Annotated in this window: 17 protein-coding genes; 8 read left to right on the top strand and 9 right to left on the bottom strand. The window is 38.1% G+C overall.

What is annotated here, in order from left to right:
* Nucleotides 1–2 precede the first annotated feature (2 nt).
* The 3 genes from argJ to NIZ91_03795 all read right to left on the bottom strand — a co-directional run bounded on the left by argJ (nucleotide 3) and on the right by NIZ91_03795 (nucleotide 2,812).
* On the bottom strand, nucleotides 3–1,262 hold the full coding sequence (argJ, locus tag NIZ91_03805; protein ID USY57083.1) for a bifunctional ornithine acetyltransferase/N-acetylglutamate synthase: 1,260 nt from the start codon (nucleotides 1,260–1,262) through the stop codon (nucleotides 3–5).
* Nucleotides 1,262–2,305 (bottom strand): N-acetyl-gamma-glutamyl-phosphate reductase, encoded by a 1,044-nt coding sequence (gene argC / locus NIZ91_03800; GenBank protein USY55791.1) that lies wholly within the window; start codon nucleotides 2,303–2,305, stop codon nucleotides 1,262–1,264. Before argC ends, argJ begins: the two co-directional genes overlap by 1 nt.
* Before the next feature lie 198 nt (nucleotides 2,306–2,503).
* Nucleotides 2,504–2,812 (bottom strand): metal-sulfur cluster assembly factor, encoded by a 309-nt coding sequence (locus tag NIZ91_03795; GenBank protein USY55790.1) that lies wholly within the window; start codon nucleotides 2,810–2,812, stop codon nucleotides 2,504–2,506.
* A 205-nt stretch (nucleotides 2,813–3,017) separates the two neighbouring features.
* Between NIZ91_03795 and NIZ91_03790 the strand changes: the two genes are divergently transcribed.
* From NIZ91_03790 to NIZ91_03780, 3 genes are all read left to right on the top strand, one after another.
* Complete coding sequence (locus NIZ91_03790; GenBank protein USY55789.1) at nucleotides 3,018–3,830, top strand: Cof-type HAD-IIB family hydrolase; 813 nt, start codon at nucleotides 3,018–3,020, stop codon at nucleotides 3,828–3,830.
* Nucleotides 3,831–3,948: 118 nt separating this feature from the next.
* Nucleotides 3,949–4,101 carry a hypothetical protein gene (locus NIZ91_03785; GenBank protein USY57254.1) on the top strand — a complete coding sequence of 51 codons (153 nt, stop codon included), beginning with the start codon at nucleotides 3,949–3,951 and terminating at the stop codon, nucleotides 4,099–4,101.
* Nucleotides 4,102–4,104: 3 nt separating this feature from the next.
* Complete coding sequence (locus NIZ91_03780; GenBank protein ID USY55788.1) at nucleotides 4,105–4,476, top strand: hypothetical protein; 372 nt, start codon at nucleotides 4,105–4,107, stop codon at nucleotides 4,474–4,476.
* A gap of 43 nt (nucleotides 4,477–4,519) precedes the next feature.
* Here NIZ91_03780 and NIZ91_03775 read toward each other — a convergent pair whose 3' ends face one another.
* Complete coding sequence (locus NIZ91_03775; GenBank protein ID USY55787.1) at nucleotides 4,520–5,368, bottom strand: YitT family protein; 849 nt, start codon at nucleotides 5,366–5,368, stop codon at nucleotides 4,520–4,522.
* Nucleotides 5,369–5,576: 208 nt separating this feature from the next.
* On the opposite strand from NIZ91_03775, the gene NIZ91_03770 reads away from it, so the two are divergent.
* Nucleotides 5,577–6,440: a DegV family protein gene (locus tag NIZ91_03770; GenBank protein USY55786.1), complete on the top strand. Its 864-nt coding sequence runs from the start codon at nucleotides 5,577–5,579 to the stop codon at nucleotides 6,438–6,440.
* A 55-nt stretch (nucleotides 6,441–6,495) separates the two neighbouring features.
* Nucleotides 6,496–6,627, top strand: a complete 132-nt coding sequence (locus NIZ91_03765) for a DUF3941 domain-containing protein (protein USY55785.1) — start codon at nucleotides 6,496–6,498, stop codon at nucleotides 6,625–6,627.
* Between the two features lie 48 nt (nucleotides 6,628–6,675).
* Here NIZ91_03765 and NIZ91_03760 read toward each other — a convergent pair whose 3' ends face one another.
* The gene (locus NIZ91_03760) at nucleotides 6,676–7,539 is read right to left on the bottom strand and encodes a S1-like domain-containing RNA-binding protein (GenBank protein USY55784.1); all 864 of its coding nucleotides are present in this window, start codon (nucleotides 7,537–7,539) and stop codon (nucleotides 6,676–6,678) included.
* Between the two features lie 189 nt (nucleotides 7,540–7,728).
* Here NIZ91_03760 and NIZ91_03755 point away from each other — a divergent pair, with 189 nt between their 5' ends.
* The 3 genes from NIZ91_03755 (at nucleotide 7,729) to NIZ91_03745 (ending at nucleotide 10,732) form a co-directional block, all read left to right on the top strand.
* Complete coding sequence (locus NIZ91_03755) at nucleotides 7,729–8,220, top strand: YajQ family cyclic di-GMP-binding protein (GenBank protein USY55783.1); 492 nt, start codon at nucleotides 7,729–7,731, stop codon at nucleotides 8,218–8,220.
* A 138-nt stretch (nucleotides 8,221–8,358) separates the two neighbouring features.
* Entirely contained in the window at nucleotides 8,359–9,225 is an 867-nt protein-coding gene (locus NIZ91_03750) for an SDR family oxidoreductase (protein ID USY55782.1), read from the top strand.
* Nucleotides 9,226–9,334: 109 nt separating this feature from the next.
* Nucleotides 9,335–10,732, top strand: coding sequence for a sigma 54-interacting transcriptional regulator (locus NIZ91_03745; protein ID USY55781.1), 1,398 nt, complete (start codon nucleotides 9,335–9,337; stop codon nucleotides 10,730–10,732).
* A gap of 10 nt (nucleotides 10,733–10,742) precedes the next feature.
* On the opposite strand, the gene NIZ91_03740 is transcribed toward NIZ91_03745, so the two are convergent.
* The 4 genes from NIZ91_03740 to NIZ91_03725 form a co-directional block, all read right to left on the bottom strand.
* Nucleotides 10,743–12,401: a M20/M25/M40 family metallo-hydrolase gene (locus NIZ91_03740; protein USY55780.1), complete on the bottom strand. Its 1,659-nt coding sequence runs from the start codon at nucleotides 12,399–12,401 to the stop codon at nucleotides 10,743–10,745.
* A 68-nt stretch (nucleotides 12,402–12,469) separates the two neighbouring features.
* Nucleotides 12,470–13,672, bottom strand: coding sequence for an ornithine--oxo-acid transaminase (locus tag NIZ91_03735; GenBank protein USY55779.1), 1,203 nt, complete (start codon nucleotides 13,670–13,672; stop codon nucleotides 12,470–12,472).
* Between the two features lie 37 nt (nucleotides 13,673–13,709).
* A complete protein-coding gene (gene pruA / locus NIZ91_03730) occupies nucleotides 13,710–15,257 on the bottom strand; it encodes an L-glutamate gamma-semialdehyde dehydrogenase (protein USY55778.1) in 1,548 nt (515 codons plus the stop codon).
* A gap of 270 nt (nucleotides 15,258–15,527) precedes the next feature.
* Complete coding sequence (locus NIZ91_03725; GenBank protein ID USY55777.1) at nucleotides 15,528–16,547, bottom strand: LacI family DNA-binding transcriptional regulator; 1,020 nt, start codon at nucleotides 16,545–16,547, stop codon at nucleotides 15,528–15,530.
* Nucleotides 16,548–16,584 lie beyond the last annotated feature (37 nt).

Raw genomic sequence — 16,584 nt, 5'->3', positions numbered from 1 at the left:
CCTTACGTTCGGTAACTTGCATTAATTTTCACGTAATCATAAGTTAAATCACAACCCCATGCTTTTCCTTTAGCTGTTCCTTCATTAAGAAATACATTCAAAGCTACATGTTCCTGCTGTAAATAGTTCTTAGCCGCTTCTTCATCGAAAGCTTGAGGCTGACTATTTTGCAACATCACGATGTCACCTAACGCCACCGTTATATCATTTGGATTAATTTTGACCCCGCTGTAGCCAACTGCGCAAATAATTCTTCCCCAGTTTGCATCCGCTCCGTACACAGCTGTTTTAACAAGGCTTGATCCAACAATTTGCTTCGCAATTGTATTGGCATCTTCATTTGTAGCAGCACCTTCAACATTTACTTCAATAAGCTTTGTTGCACCTTCTCCATCGCGAGCAATTTGCTTGGCAAGATCCTCACACACAAGTCGAAGTGCCTCATAAAATGCGTTCCAATCAGAGTGATTTACCGTTAGCATTTCGTTTTCAGCTTTTCCATTTGCAAGGACTAACACCATATCATTTGTGGATGTATCTCCATCAACCGTAATCTGATTAAAGCTTTTATTCGTAATAGATCGAAGGGCATCTTGTAAAACTATTGATTCAATATTGGCATCTGTCGTGACAAATCCAAGCATAGTTGCCATATTCGGATGAATCATCCCTGATCCTTTCGCCGCTCCACCAATCGTAACGGTTTTTCCATCGACAACCACTTCGTAGCAAGCAGTTTTCATTACTGTGTCAGTTGTTAAAATCGCCGTTTGGAAAGCTTCTGCTCCTTCCTTTGTATTTGCTGGTTGAAGCTGCTTGATTCCTGCATTAATCTTCTTCATATTTAATAGTTCACCAATCACACCTGTAGAAGCGACGGCTACATAATGAGCAGGTATTTGAAACTGTTCGGCGCTTGTATCCCGCATTTCGTATGCGTCTTTTAACCCTTGTTCACCTGTACAAGCATTCGCACAAGCGCTGTTCACAACAACAGCTTGTAGCTTTTGTTCTTGGCTGATGCTATCTTTTGTCACATATAAAGGTGCTGCTTGAAACGTATTTAGCGTATAAACCGCCGCACAGTTAGCAGGCACATCGCTCATAATGACGCCAATATCTTTTTTCTCATATCGAAGTCCGGCATGAATTCCCGCAGCGGAAAATCCTTTTGGACTAACAATCGTACCATTCTCGATTTTTTTAATATCTACCAAACTCTTTTTTGCTGTAATCACATTATTCCCTCCTACGCTGCTCATCATGGATAGACAGGTAATCCGTTAATACCCAAGTTCTCTTCAAAGCCCAGCATGATATTTGCATTATGTACCGCTTGCCCTGCTGCACCCTTCATCAAATTATCAATCACTGAGACGATTGTGATCCTTTTCGTGCGCTCATCATAATCAAGGCCTATATCACAATAGTTTGATCCGCTCACTTCTTTTGTTGACGGAAATTCTCCTAGCTTTCTCACTCGAACAAAAGGCTTTGCTTCATACGCTTGCACATACAACTCATGAAGTTCTTCTATCGACTTCTCTTCCTTTAACTCTGCATACATCGTGGCCATAATCCCCCGCGTCATCGGAACAAGGTGCGTATTAAACATTACGTTACCAATTTCAGAATCCCATCGTGATAAAACTGATTCAATTTCAGGAATATGCTGATGCTTGTTAACTTTATAAATTTTCATATTTTCATTGATTTCAGCATAATGTGCCAGTTGAGATAATCCGCGACCTGCTCCTGAAATACCGGACTTTGCATCAACGATAATGGAATTAGAAACCACTATTTTTTCTTGAGCAAGCGGTGCTAGCCCCAATAACGTCGCCGTTGGATAACACCCCGGATTTGAAATGAAATCAGCGGATGATACTTCATCTGCAAACCATTCTGACAAACCATAAACGGCCTTCTCTAAGTCTTCCAAACTAGCAGAAGGCTTTTTATACCATTTTTCATATAGCTCTTCATCTTTTAATCGAAAGTCTCCCGAGAGATCTATTACTTTTAATCCTTCGTTAATTAATGTAGGAACTAGCTTACTCGATACACCTGAAGGGGTTGCTGTAAAAACCATTTCAAGCTCTTCCGCCATTTCTTTAGGGTTAATTTCTTTTAATTTATATGCAAAATGTGATAAGTGAGGGTACACTTCAGATATTGGCAAATCATTCTGTGAAGATGAATACACTGAATGAATATTTAAATATGGATGACCGTCTAACAACCGAATTAGTTCAGCGCCACCATAACCTGTTGCTCCAACAATACCGACGTTAATCTGTGTCATAATACTACTCCTTTTTCTACGTAACTATTTGAATTATTTCTCATTATAATACTGTATAAAAATAAAATCAAACGAATATTTAAAAAAAGTTTATCTTTTTTGAAGTTTGTTAATTTGTTTTAAATATACATATAAATTTATTTTTATTAAAAAACACTCAAAAAAAGTACTCCAACTTTTAAGCTGAAGTACTTTTTTTCACTGAATGCCTAGTGCAATTTTCGCATAGCGTGACATTCTCTCCTTTTCCCACGGAGGGTTAAAGGTAATATTCACCTCGACATTTTCAACGCCATCGAGTCCAATTACGTTTTTCTTCACATCTTCTGTAATTGCTCCTGCTAATGGGCAACCAATGGATGTTAGCGTCATCGTCACAACAACTGTTTGATTTTCTTCCATCATTACATCATAAACAAGGCCTAAGTTTACAATATCAACGCCTAGTTCAGGATCAACTACCTCTTCAAGTGATTCCATAATCTTTTCTTTTAATTGTTCATCCATGTCGCAATCTCCTTTCATATTATGAGATTCTTTTTCGATTGTTTTACCGTAACAATCTCGTTTCTATCTGTCAAACGTTGTGCTTTGTTCTTTTCACAAACTTATGTAAGATAGAAAATAAGCGAATGAATTACGCTGATTTTTAATATATATAAAACCAACTAATTAAGTTCGATTACTTATTAAGATATGTAAAGGAGATCCTATGAATACAGAAAAACATTTAATCGCTTTAGATTTAGACGGCACGTTATTAGCTGATAATAAAACCATTCTACCTAAAACAAAACGGACGCTTGAACGAGCGAAAGAACTTGGACATATCGTCATGATTGCTACTGGAAGACCTTATCGTTCAAGCGCGATGTATTATGCGGAAATGGAACTCACGACCCCTATCGTTAATTTTAACGGAGCATTGGTTCATCATCCACGTGAAAAAAATTGGGGAGTGTATCATGAGCCGCTTCATAAACAAACCGTTGATGATATTGTCGAAGCAATGAGCAACTTCCGCATTAACAACATTTTGGCTGAAGTAAAAGATGATGTGTACCTACACTTTGAAGATCGAAAGCTGATGGATGTTCTAAGCTTAGGAAATCCACGCTTGGAAACAGGAGATTTGCGTCAACGACTTCATCACAACCCAACTTCTCTACTTATCCATGCGGATGAAGAACACGTAGCTGACATTAGGTCTCACCTATCTGATGTACATGCTGAAGTGATTGAACATCGCCGCTGGGGCGCTCCTTGGCACGTTATTGAGGTTGTCAAAAAAGGATTAAATAAAGCTGTTGGGCTTGAACGCGTCGCAAATTATTACGGAATCTCCCAAGAAAATATTATTGCCTTTGGTGATGAAGACAACGACCTTGAAATGATTAAATTTGCTGGTCATGGGATTGCAATGGGCAATGGAATTCAGGAACTAAAAGATATTGCTCGTGAAGTCACGTATTCAAATGAAGATAATGGTATTGCTTATTATTTGGAAAAGACCTTAAATTTATAACTTAACTATTTTTTGAAAGCACAGGTAATTTTTTTACGCTATCTTTTCATTAAAGCTGCACACACTATAATCGACGCTTAGTTAAGTGTCGATTTTCTTTATTTTAGAGGAGGAAGATATGATGGGTAGAAGCAATCGATCAAAGCGTTTTGTCAAACAAGGTGCAGATTCAGTACAAAAGCATGATGAACGTATTCCTTATCATATGACAATGGCGGAGGCTGAAGCGTTTCAAGCCCAGCAAAGTCAAGCTCCTCATGGAGGTCAGTAACGTATGAAACATTCGTTTTTTCAACAAGTAAAAGAAACAATCCAAAATGTTGTTTCAAATCGCTCTGAGAATCATAAAGGAGAAGGTCAGTCAAATCATGAAAATCATAAAAGCCATAACGGCGAACTTGATATTTCAAGCGAAATGTTAAAAGCCGTAATGACTGATGCTTCACCTCAAGAACAAGAGCAAATCCAGCATTTTGAAAATTCTTTAAATCAAACATATAACACAAAGCAAGCTGCTTCATCACACACACCAGCAGGTCAGATGGAAATTGCGGAAGATATGTTATCTCATATTGAAAACAATGCCTCTCCATCTGAACAAGCACAGCTACATGAGCTTGCTGAAGATTTAGAGAAAAAGAATTAACAAAGACAAAAGCACGCTACATATCATAGCGTGCTTTTATCTTTTATTCGTCTTTGCGAAATAACCCAAATATGCCTGTCGTTTGTACAATGTTTGTGAATGCATGAGGATCAACCTCTTTAATGGTTTTTTCTAAATCAAACAGCTCATACCTTGTCAAAACAATCATTAGCATTTCCTTCTCTTCATTTGTAAAACCACCTTTTGCAGGAACAGCAGTGATACCTCGTACTAATTTGGAATGAATGGCTTTTCTAAGCTCCTCGCCTTTTTTGGTCACAATCATAGCTGTCACTTTCACGTGGCGCGTATGAATAACATCGATGACCCTTGTCGTCGTATATAAAGCAACCAACGTATATAATGATTTTTCCGCACCATATAACAAACCTGCAGCTGCAATAATGACAGCATTTAACGTAAATAAATAACCACCAATTGGCTTATCCTTCATACGTGATAACACCATAGCAATGATGTCTAACCCTCCCGTTGAAGCACCAAACTTCAGCGTAATTCCTACTCCTACAGCTAAAATGACTCCTCCAAATACCGCGTTTAAAATGATGTCTTGAGATAAAGCTTCAATCGGTACAAACTCTAAAAACACCGTTGTAGCTAAGACGCTATAGAAGCTATAAATCGTAAATGTCTTACCTACCTTTTTCCAACCTAAAATCGTTACGGGAATGTTTAATAAAAGCAGCAGAATACCTGTAGAAATTGTAAATGGCGTATAGTCAGTTACAACACTTGAAATTAATTGGGCAACTCCTGTAAATCCACTGGAATAAACATTCGCTGGAATTAGAAATAAGTTTAAAGCAACTGCGTTTAATAAAGCACCAACTGTAACAACAATAATTTTTTTGACTTCCAGCCACTTGTTCAATTGTTTCAGACCTCCAAACTATATATACATGTAGTATTTGCTCATTCTTTTTTTATAGTATGAACATTTTTACTTTATAAAAAAATTATTCATAAATTGTATTTTTTCCTCAGTACTTATACACTAGTATTATTATTGTATTTATTTTCTTTCCGTCAAACTGTAAAAAAGTAAACGCTTAGATAAATGTAGTAGGAAGGTGACATTTATGTCAATAAAAATTTTAACAGACAGTGCTAGTGACTTACCACGTTCTTTTTTCGAAGAAAATAACGTTTCGTTACTCCCTCTTCGTGTTCATTTACGCGATACAGAATATTTAGATTTAGAAACAATCAACCCTGCAGAAGTATACAAAGCCATTCGAGAAGGAGCAATGCCGAAAACATCTCAAGCTGCTCCAACTACTTTATATGAAACATTTGAAGAGTTGGCCAAATTAGACGAGCAATGTGTTTATATTGCATTTTCTTCTGAACTCTCAGGAACTTATCAAACGGCTGTGATGGTTAAAAATGAACTATTAGAAACGTACCCTAACTTCGAGCTAGAAATTATTGATACAAAATGCGCTTCTCTTGGGCAGGGTCTTGTTGTACACTATGCCGTTCAACAGCTGGCAACTGGCCTCAGCTTTAAAGAACTTGTAGCAAAGACAAAACAATATGCGACTAGCATGGAGCATATCTTCACGGTAGACGACCTTGATTTTCTTGCACAAGGTGGACGCGTAAGCAAAGCTTCTGCATTTGTTGGAGGATTGCTAAATATCAAACCTTTATTACATGTTGAAGATGGTAAGCTCGTTCCAATTGAAAAATTAAGAGGACGCAAGAAAGTGTTAAAGCGTATGGTCGATATCATGGAAGAACGCGGTGCAAAAAATCTAAGGGACCAAACAATCGCAATTAGCCACGGTGATGATGAAGAAACAGCTAAGCAGTTAAAAGTACTAATTGAAGAGCGATTTGGCTCCAAATCGTTTTTAATTAACATGATTGGAGCAGCTGTTGGTTCTCACGCTGGACCTGGGACGATTGCACTTTTCTTTTTAAACGACATTATCGAATAATGCTTATAGTTCAGGGTAATCTAACGATATGTTCTAAAAAGGAGTGTGTGTTAGAATGCCTCATACAAGTGATAATGATAAAAAAGCAAAAGATAATCAAGCAAAGCAAGAACAAAAGAATCTACATGAACAAAGAAATCGACAAGCAGGAAAACATTCATTTTCTAAAAAGACAGATCACCTATAAATTCATGACAAAACCGCTTGGATGGTTCCAAGCGGTTTTGTTTCGTCTTTATTTATCTTTTTTAAAGTATGTCCAGCCTTCTTCTTGATACACCTTGTCTTCTTTCATTAGCTTTCCTAAGGCGCGCTTAAACGCTGCTTTACTCATATTAAAACGTGTACGAATATCTTCTGGGTAACTTTTATCCCAAAATGGCATAACGCCTCCGCGACTTTCCATGTAATCGTATAACACCTGCGCATCTTCATCCATACTTTCTTGTTTTCGGGGTAGTAACGAAACATTCAATGTACCGTCTTCTTTTACATTCACAACACGTCCCGTTACAAGCGCTCCAATCTTCGGCTCTTCCTTACGTTCTGATTCGTGAATAAATCCAACATAACCTTCTTCTGTCATAATAAAAGACCCTACTCGTAGCACGCGATAGATACGACCCGTGACTTCGCGATTAAACAGATGACTTGGAGCTGGCTTAGCCATTGCTTTCATAACGTCATCTGTGGCAACTTTGCCATAAATTTTTCCACGCTTTGATATTTTCATCGTACAATAAAGCTTGTTGCCTACATCAGGCCACAGGCTCTCTAGAGCTGGAAGGTCCGTTGAACCGATAAGCATGTCTTTGCTCATACCGATATCCACAAATACACCTAAATCATCATTTACGTCAACTACTTCAACCCACGCATACGTTCCCTCTTCAACAACTGGCATATGCATCGTAGCTGTTAGTCGACTTTGGTTATCTAAGTATACAAACACTTCTACTTCTTCTTGTTCTGCTAACTCTTGCGTTGTTTCATTTTTATGAAGAAGAATCTCTCCATCTTCGCTATCAAGCATATATCCCATCGGCGTTTCACGGCTTACAGTCAAATATGCTCTTTGGCCTGGTTCTACTCTACTCATTTTTTATCCATCCTTTATGTGAAGTTCATTTATTCCTTTTATAATCGAATTGTACTCTCATCATTGATTCTACACTACGAAAACAAACGTTCAAAATTGTATTGTATCAATTTCAAGATGCTTGTTCAATATCAGTTGTATCCCCTTTTCGTTTTATTTATAATTAAAGAAAAAAACAAGGAGGATTCTATGGCAAAAGATAGCTCATTTGACGTAGTATCACAGGTTGACTTACAAGAAGTAACAAATGGAATCACAATGGCTTTAAAAGAAATTCGAAACCGCTATGATTTTAAAGGAAGCAAAAGCGACATTTCTGTTGATAAGGAAGAGCTCGTATTAGTTTCAGATGATGAGTTTAAGCTGGAACAACTGAAGGATGTTATGGTTTCAAAATTAATTAAGCGCGGTGTACCAACAAAGAATATTGAATATGGTAAAGTTGAGAACGCTTCAGGTGGTACAGTCCGCCAGCGCGGTAAGCTGATTCAAGGTATCGATAAAGAAAATGCTAAAAAGATTACTGCTCTAATCAAAAAAAGCGGATTAAAAGTAAAGAGCCAGATTCAAGATGATCAGCTGCGTGTAAGCGCTAAAAGCCGCGATGATCTACAACAAGTCATTGCCGCAATTAGAGAAGCAGATTTATCAATTGACGTGCAGTTTATTAATTATCGCTAAGTTTATTCATTATCATTAAGGGTAAAGACCAGTAGCTATGCTATTGGTCTTTTTTTCCTTTACGCATACTTATTCTAGCACCACGCATACTATTTACGTTCAATATCATCAATTACTTTTAAAGGAGTGTATGAGCAAATGAGTCAACAACAGCAAAAACAAACCTTTCCCCCACAGCATCAGCAAACACAACCTGGCATTGAATCAGAAATGAATCCAAAACCAACTTCTATTTCCACAGACTATAAAGCCAGTGGAAAACTTTCTGGAAAAGTAGCGATTATTACAGGAGGTGACAGCGGTATTGGACGTTCGGTTGCATACCATTTCGCAAAGGAGGGTGCCAATATTGTTCTTACGTATTTAGATGAGCATGACGATGCAGGTGAAACGAAAAAGACCATTGAAGAATGTGGGGTGTCGTGCTTAGCTCTTTCTGGAGATATCGGTGAAGAGCTGTTTTGTGAAAAAGTGGTTCATGAAGCCGTTCAGAAGTTTGGACAACTTGATATCTTGGTAAATAACGCAGCTGAGCAGCATCCTCAAAAAGATATTACACAGATTAGTGCAGAACAGCTACAGCGAACGTTTCAAACAAATATTTTCTCATTCTTTTATTTTACAAAAGCAGCGATGCCTCACTTAAAAAAAGGAAGTTCTATTATTAATACAACGTCTGTGACTGCTTATCATGGTCACGATCAGCTTATTGATTACTCATCAACAAAAGGAGCCATTGTATCATTCACTCGCTCTTTGTCAGCATCATTAGCAGCAAAAGGGATTCGAGTAAATGGCGTTGCTCCTGGACCTATTTGGACACCTCTTATCCCTTCAACATTTGATGAACAGCAAGTAGCTTCATTTGGAGCAGACACGCCGATGCAGCGTGCTGGTCAGCCTTCTGAGCTTGGACCTGCTTATGTATTTTTAGCAAGCAGCGATTCATCTTATATATCTGGACAAGTTATCCATATAAACGGTGGAACCATTGTAAATGGATAATTTGTTATTGAAGCTGTAGACTTCTCTACAGCTTCTTCTTTTTGCATATAAAAGACATATCTGCTTAAATAATAGATGATACGATGCTGCTTTAAAGGGGATTGAGGAAATGACAAAGTCTAACTATTCTACACCGCTGGTTCAGTCCATCTTCGAAAAAATTATTAATGAGGTTGATGCTGGTATTCATGCAATTGATGAACATGGTACAACCATTATTTATAATGAACAAATGATGCAAATGGAATCCATGGAAAAGCACGATGTGCTTCACAAGAACGTGCTGGATGTTTTCATGTTTCAAGATAATCAAGAGAGTACGCTTGTCAAAGCTCTACGTGAGGGTAAATCAACTATTAACGTAAAACAAACGTATTTCAACAATAAAGGAAAAGAAATTACGACCATCAATAACACATTTCCAATCATTGATAATGGGAAAATTAAAGGCGCAGTTGAAATTGCGAAAGATGTAACTCAGCTTGAGAAGCTTATCCGTGAGAACAACCGACATCGAGAGCCAAAAATGATAACATTTGAGCAGATTATCGGTAGCAGTACAGCTATGCAAGATGTAGTAAATGTCGCGAAACGAGCCACGCGCACTCCTTCATCCGTTTTAATTGTAGGTGACACAGGCACGGGAAAAGAATTGTTTGCTCAAAGCATACATAATGGAAGCAGTCGATCGGCTAAACCGTTTATTTCACAAAACTGTGCTGCAATTCCAGATACTTTAATGGAAAGCCTCCTTTTTGGAACAGTTCGAGGTGCTTTTACAGGCGCAGCAGACCAGCCTGGACTTTTTGAACAAGCTAATGGAGGAACTTTACTATTAGATGAAATAAATTCGCTTCCTACAAATCTTCAAGCGAAGCTGCTTCGTGTTTTGCAGGAAAAAACGATTCGTCGCATTGGCGACACGAAAGAAAGAACGATAGATGTTCGTATTATCGCTAATATGAACGAAGACCCTATTAATGCTATTAACGAACATCGATTACGAAAAGACTTATACTATCGCTTAGGGGTTGTCACGATACAGATTCCACCTCTAAGAGAGCGTAAAGAAGATATACCAGCGCTCGTTAAAACATTTATTCAAAAGTACAACGATCGCTTTCAAATGGAGGTAATGGGAATTGATGAGCGAGTCATGTCATCTTTTTTACATTACGAATGGCCTGGTAACGTTAGAGAGTTAGAACACGTTATTGAAGGTGCGATGAACTTGATGATTGGTGAAGAGGAAATCCACTACCATCACTTACCATTCCAGTATCAAAATCGCTTCCTTCCGCCTGTTAATACCAGAGTGATAAGCCATGTCCGGAACGAAGATCAAGCTTATGTCCCCTTAAAAAGTCAGCTTTTGCAGTTTGAAGCTCACTGTATTAAAGAAGCACTAGAGCAACATGATGACAACATTTCTCAGACAGCTAAGGCACTAGGAATGAGCAGGCAGAGCTTACAATATCGAATGCGCCGTTTGAACATTACGAAATAAGGCTTCTGCCTTATTTCGCTTTCAACAGCTCCGTTGTCACCTGTTGGATAAATTGAGGTAAAATCTTAAATGAATAAGGCTTATAGACTCTTTCCGTCCATTTATGACCATCTTTTCCGTATACGCCAAGGTTGATAGACGGAAGGTCCAACTCTTTAATTTCTTGAAACGGAATGGTCTGATTAAATTCCCAACCTGGAAAGTTCCTCGTGAACGAATGTATTTCTTCGTTTGTTTCTGAAAATGACAAAAAACTTCCATCAGATAGATAAGGGAAAAACTTTCGCACTTCGAATTGCTCATTCGTTTCAGATGTGAACTTTTCTACACAAGCATGTATCGCGTTCAAAACCTCATTTCCCTTTTCAGTACTTATATCGACGTGATTATGCGGTAAATAAGGTGGTGCATAAAACAAAATAACTCGCGGCTTATGAGAAGTATCCAAAGCTTGAAGTACTTCTACTAACTTAAAAGCTTTCATTCGAGCTTCTAACAGCTCATATTTAATTAGGGTTTTCTCGATATGGGGGCGCGGATCGATGCCTTGTGTCTGTAAGTCTAAAAGGTATTGATGTAGCGTGACAACTTCTATCTCAAATGATAGGGTGCGGTTAGGCAATTGAGCTCTTCTGCAAAAATCTTCATACGCTTGATTAAGTCTGTTTTCAACCTCTTGACATGCTTGACGTGCAACCTTCAGCAATTCATTCGTTACTTCATTGATTTTCTTTTCATACATGAAGTAATTAAAGTACAAATGCGTATATACAGCTGTCTGCACATTATATGTTTCTTTGCCATCTCTCTGGTACAGACAAGTCGGTGGTAAAATCATTTCACCTTCAATCTCCTCCGCTAAGCTCATGTTATTATGAATGCTTCGTGTAAGCTCAGAGGCAATCACATTTGGATCAATTCCTCGTAGCGTATCGCCTACGTGTACCGTACGACCATGAACATAAAAGCATGGCAATACTTTTCCAGCTGTACCTGTATAGAGATAGCGGGTTTGATCTCCTTCATACAAAGGCGCAATAAAGTCATTGTTAATGGCTGTTACATAGTCTAACTGATATTTTATTTTCAAGCGTTTCAATTCTTTAACAGCAGCTAAAATTCCTCTATGTTCACTTTCTTCATCTCCATTAATGACCAATAAGATATTTCCTTCCAGCTCCTTGATCTTTTCTGTAAAGTAAAGGATGTTAACAAGATGAACGGCAATTCCACTTTTCATATCAAGGGCTCCACGCCCAAACAGCCAATCACCTGATGCTGCATCAGCTTGAACTTCTGGATCTTTTTGCTGAATCATGAAATATGTCTTTAATTCATCAGCATCGTATGCAATATGCTTAAGATGTCCATAATCATCTATCCCCACTGTATCTAAATGCGCATGGTATACAATGGTTTTTGCTGATTGCTTTGCGCCTTTCACAAATGCAAAAACATTTTTCCGGTTCACGGGGTCATGAGGAACATGTTGTATCCATAGATGATGAGGATTTTCACTAAAATAAGGAAATGTTTGAAGTAACTCTTTTACAAATTCAGCAAGCTTCTCCTCTCCTTCTGTTCCATTGACGCTTTCGATTTCTACCAATGTTTTTGTAAGAACTTCTACTTTTTGTTCTAATGACAAGTGAGCAAGTTGTTCATACATATTCGCAACATCTCCTTCTATTATAAAAAAGCTCAGCCGCACGGTTTAACACCGTACGACTGGGCTTTTTAGGCATAAAATACTTTTTGAATTCGCTCAATTGCCCAATCAAGCTCTTCTTTTGAAATTGTGAGCGGTGGAGCAAATCGAATAACTGTGTGATGCGTTTCTTTACATAAAAGACCTTCTGCTTTTAATTTTTCACAATATGGTCGAGCTGCTTCGTATAGCTCTACACCAATAAATAGACCGCGACCGCGAACTTCTTTAATAATCGGGTTTCCAATTTTATTTAGCTCTTCTTTGAAGTAATTGCCTAATTCTAATGAGCGGTTTGCTAATTCTTCTTCTTCAATTACTTCTAACGATGCTAGGGAAACAGCACAAGCGAGTGGATTTCCTCCAAACGTAGAACCGTGCGATCCTGGATTAAATACACCTAAGATATCATCATTTGCAACAACGCATGAAATTGGGAACACGCCTCCTCCTAATGCTTTTCCTAAAATCAGCATGTCAGGTTCAAAACCTTCCCACTCGTAAGCAAATAGCTTACCAGTGCGAGCCAACCCTACTTGAATTTCATCTGCAATGAAGAGAACGTTATTTTCTTTACAAAGATCAAAGGCTGCTTTTAGGAATCCTTCTGGCGGAAGCACTATCCCTGCTTCACCTTGAATCGGTTCAATAAGAAACGCTGCTGTATTTGGTGTAATAGCAGCTTTTAATGCTTCTAAATCACCATATGGAATTGTTTTAATCCCTGGTAGCATCGGACCGAATCCTCGCTTATACTCTGCTTCTGATGATAGCGAAACAGCAGTCATTGTACGGCCATGGAAATTCCCTTCACAAGCAATAATTTGTGCTTGATTTTCAGCAACGCCTTTTACATCATAAGCCCAACGACGAGCAGCTTTAACTGCTGTTTCAACCGCTTCGGCTCCCGTATTCATCGGTAGTGCCATATTTTTATTTGTCATTTTACAAATTTTCTCATACCATGGACCTAACTGGTCATTATGAAAAGCGCGTGACGTTAACGTAACTTTATCTGCTTGACGCTTTAGTGCTTCAATAATTTTAGGGTGACGATGCCCTTGGTTAACCGCTGAATACGCGCTCAGCATATCCATATATCTATTATTTTCTGGATCATGCACCCACACTCCTTCTGCTTTTTCAATAACAATTGGTAGTGGATGATAGTTATTTGCGCCAAATCTTTCCGTTTGTTGAATAATTGTGTCTGTTTGTTTTACCTGTACCATTCAAGTCATCCTCCTTCATTTTATCTTACGTATGTGATTAGAACATTTCAGATGTTGTTTTCGCCTGCATATGAAGTAATAAATAATCAGGACCACCAGCCTTTGAGTCAGTGCCTGACATATTGAACCCACCAAATGGCTGATAACCAACAATCGCTCCCGTACACCCTCTATTAAAATATAAGTTTCCAACATGAAACTCTTCGCGCGCACGCTCGATATTAGCACGCGTATTCGATAGGACTGCGCCTGTTAATCCATAATCTGTATTGTTTGCAACTTCTAACATGTGATCAAAGTCTCTTGCTTTACAAATTGCCACAACTGGCCCGAAAATTTCTTCCTTCATTAAACGAGCGTCTTGGTCTACGTTTCCAAATACAGTTGGCTGGACAAAGAAACCGTTAGATGAGTCTCCTTCTCCTCCTACTAATAAATCTCCTTCTGTTCTACCAATCTCAATGTAACTCATAATTTTATCAAACGATGCTTGGTGAATAACTGGTCCCATGTACGTATCTACGCTCTCTGGATTCCCGACTGTTAAAGTTTGTGTTAAAGAGACAACCTTTTCGACAACCTCATCATATACGTCTTCATGAATAACGGCTCTTGATCCTGCTGAACACTTTTGACCAGAAAAACCAAAAGCAGAGTAAACGATGGATGAAGCAGCTAACTCTAAATCGGCATCGCGATCAACCAATACCGTATCCTTACCACCCATTTCTGCAATCACACGCTTTAGCCAAATTTGGCCTGGTTGTACTTTCGCTGCGCGTTCATAAATACGACATCCCACTTCTCGAGAACCCGTAAACGAAACAAATCTTGTTTTTGGATGTTCAACTAAATAATCTCCAATAATAGATCCTTTACCAGGAGTAAAGTTAAGAACACCTTTTGGCAAACCTGCTTCTTCCATGAGCTCTACAAATTTAGCAGCAATAACCGGCGTTGCATCAGCTGGTTTTAGTAAAATAGTGTTTCCACTCACAATGGCTGCAATTGCCGTTCCAGCCATAATTGCTAACGGAAAGTTAAAAGGTGAAATAATGATACCCACACCTAACGGAACATAGTTATACTGATTATATTCACCTGGACGGCTGTTAACCGGCTGTCCTTTTGTAAGCTCCAGCATTTGCCTTGCATAATATTCGATGAAGTCAATAGCTTCTGCTGTATCTGCATCTGCTTCGTTCCAAGGCTTTCCAGCTTCTTTTACTAAATAGGCAGAAAATTCGTGCTTACGGCGTCTTAGCATTGCTGCTGCGCGGAATAAAATATTTGCTCGATCTTCAGCTTTCCACTTTTTCCATTCTTCAAAAGCCTCTAACGCCGCATTCATTGCTTTTTCAGCTAGCTCTTGATTTGCTAATGAGACGTAGCCAATTACTTCTGTCTTGTTTGAAGGGTTAATAGACGTTGTTTTTTCTTCTGTTTCAATACGCTCACCGTTAATAATAAGTGGGTATGTTTTTCCCAATTGTGTACTCACGTATGATAAAGCTTCTTGAAATAGCTGTTGATTCTTTTCATCTTTAAAATTAGTAAATGGTTCATGTTGATATGTACGTACCATGTAAATACCTCCTAAGATTAACTTTTCTACTCACTAATCTTTATTGCAAGATTGATGCCAACATGCGTATCTCCGTTTTTTTCTTATTTTTCAAGAAATTAAGCTCAAATTAATAGCAAAAAATATTTGCATGCAAAAAAAGTTTTTGTTAATAAGCAAAATTTTTTTGCGTAATCTTATTCGCACTTACTACCACAAGGTTTTTGACATTTAAACAAACGTTTCATTAATAGAAAAAACGACTGTATATATACAGTCGTTTCTTACCTATTACCGCTTTTTACATGAGTGCCTTGTTACAATTGAATGTGGAATACGAATACTTTCAATTGGTTGAGAAGACGCTTCAATTTTTTTCGTCAAGCTACGGACAGCCTGATAGCCTAATTCAAAGATATTAATATCAATCGATGTAAGTGCGGGTCTTGCCATTTCAGCAATTAGTACATTATTGAAGCTAATAATGGACATATCTTCTGGGACTGAAATTCCAATCTCATCAAGGGTATTGAGTACACCTAAAGCCATTAAATCATCAGCTACAACGAGAGCAGTTGGTCGTTCTTTTAAACTTAATAACTCACAAACAGCTTCTTTCCCACCTTCTTGTAAAAATTCTTCATGAATTACATATTCACTACGATAGGGAATCCCGGCTCCTTGTATTGCTTTATCGTAACCTGTTAAACGATCAATCGTTACAACAAGATCTAAACTACCTCCAATAAACGCAATTCGATTATGCCCTAGTTCAATTAAGTATTCTGTTGCTTCTTTTGCTGCTTTAAAGTTATCGTTGTCTACATACGTGATATGCTCACTATTTTTGAATGGCTTTCCAACTACAACAAACGGAATATTTTGCTCCTGTAAATACGCTAATACTGGATCATCAATTTTAGAATATAAGAGAATTAGTCCGTCTACTCTTCTCCCTTGTACCATTTGCATTACTTCTCTTAAAATTTCTGATTCCGCTTCACCAGTTGACATATAAATAGCTCGCTTTTTTTCGTGAGCACCTGTACTAATCCCGCGTAGCACTTCTGGGAAAAATGGATTTTGAAAAACGTTCCCAGCAGAGCTTGGCATCACTATACCAATTGCTTCTGTTGTTTTATTAGCTAAATTACGAGCAATGATATTAGGATGATAGCCTAACTCTTCCATCGCTTCACGTACTCGTTGTTTTGTTTTCTCACTAATTCTTGAACTATTTGCAATTACGCGTGAGACTGTAGAAGGAGCTACCTTTGCTAAATTTGCTACATCTTTTATTGTTACGCTCACCGTATGTCCCCTCCTATATGATCATCTCTTCATCACT

It is taken from the genome of Bacillus sp. 1780r2a1 (assembly GCA_024134725.1).
Classification (GTDB): Bacteria; Bacillota; Bacilli; order Bacillales; family Bacillaceae_H; genus Priestia; species Priestia aryabhattai_A.
The sequence above is the reverse complement of the archived record's forward strand: the minus strand, read 5'-3'. Positions and strand labels throughout refer to the sequence as shown.

Coding starts and splice junctions, on each gene's coding strand:
- NIZ91_03780 (USY55788.1), top strand. CDS start 4,105: ATGAAACATTCGTTTTTTCAACAAGTAAAAGAAACAATCCAAAATGTT.
- pruA (USY55778.1), bottom strand. CDS start 15,257: ATGGTACGTACATATCAACATGAACCATTTACTAATTTTAAAGATGAA.
- NIZ91_03760 (USY55784.1), bottom strand. CDS start 7,539: ATGAGTAGAGTAGAACCAGGCCAAAGAGCATATTTGACTGTAAGCCGT.
- NIZ91_03745 (USY55781.1), top strand. CDS start 9,335: ATGACAAAGTCTAACTATTCTACACCGCTGGTTCAGTCCATCTTCGAA.
- NIZ91_03765 (USY55785.1), top strand. CDS start 6,496: ATGCCTCATACAAGTGATAATGATAAAAAAGCAAAAGATAATCAAGCA.
- NIZ91_03735 (USY55779.1), bottom strand. CDS start 13,672: ATGGTACAGGTAAAACAAACAGACACAATTATTCAACAAACGGAAAGA.
- NIZ91_03785 (USY57254.1), top strand. CDS start 3,949: ATGATGGGTAGAAGCAATCGATCAAAGCGTTTTGTCAAACAAGGTGCA.
- NIZ91_03750 (USY55782.1), top strand. CDS start 8,359: ATGAGTCAACAACAGCAAAAACAAACCTTTCCCCCACAGCATCAGCAA.
- NIZ91_03755 (USY55783.1), top strand. CDS start 7,729: ATGGCAAAAGATAGCTCATTTGACGTAGTATCACAGGTTGACTTACAA.
- argJ (USY57083.1), bottom strand. CDS start 1,262: ATGAGCAGCGTAGGAGGGAATAATGTGATTACAGCAAAAAAGAGTTTG.
- argC (USY55791.1), bottom strand. CDS start 2,305: ATGACACAGATTAACGTCGGTATTGTTGGAGCAACAGGTTATGGTGGC.
- NIZ91_03740 (USY55780.1), bottom strand. CDS start 12,401: ATGTATGAACAACTTGCTCACTTGTCATTAGAACAAAAAGTAGAAGTT.
- NIZ91_03770 (USY55786.1), top strand. CDS start 5,577: ATGTCAATAAAAATTTTAACAGACAGTGCTAGTGACTTACCACGTTCT.
- NIZ91_03795 (USY55790.1), bottom strand. CDS start 2,812: ATGGATGAACAATTAAAAGAAAAGATTATGGAATCACTTGAAGAGGTA.
- NIZ91_03790 (USY55789.1), top strand. CDS start 3,018: ATGAATACAGAAAAACATTTAATCGCTTTAGATTTAGACGGCACGTTA.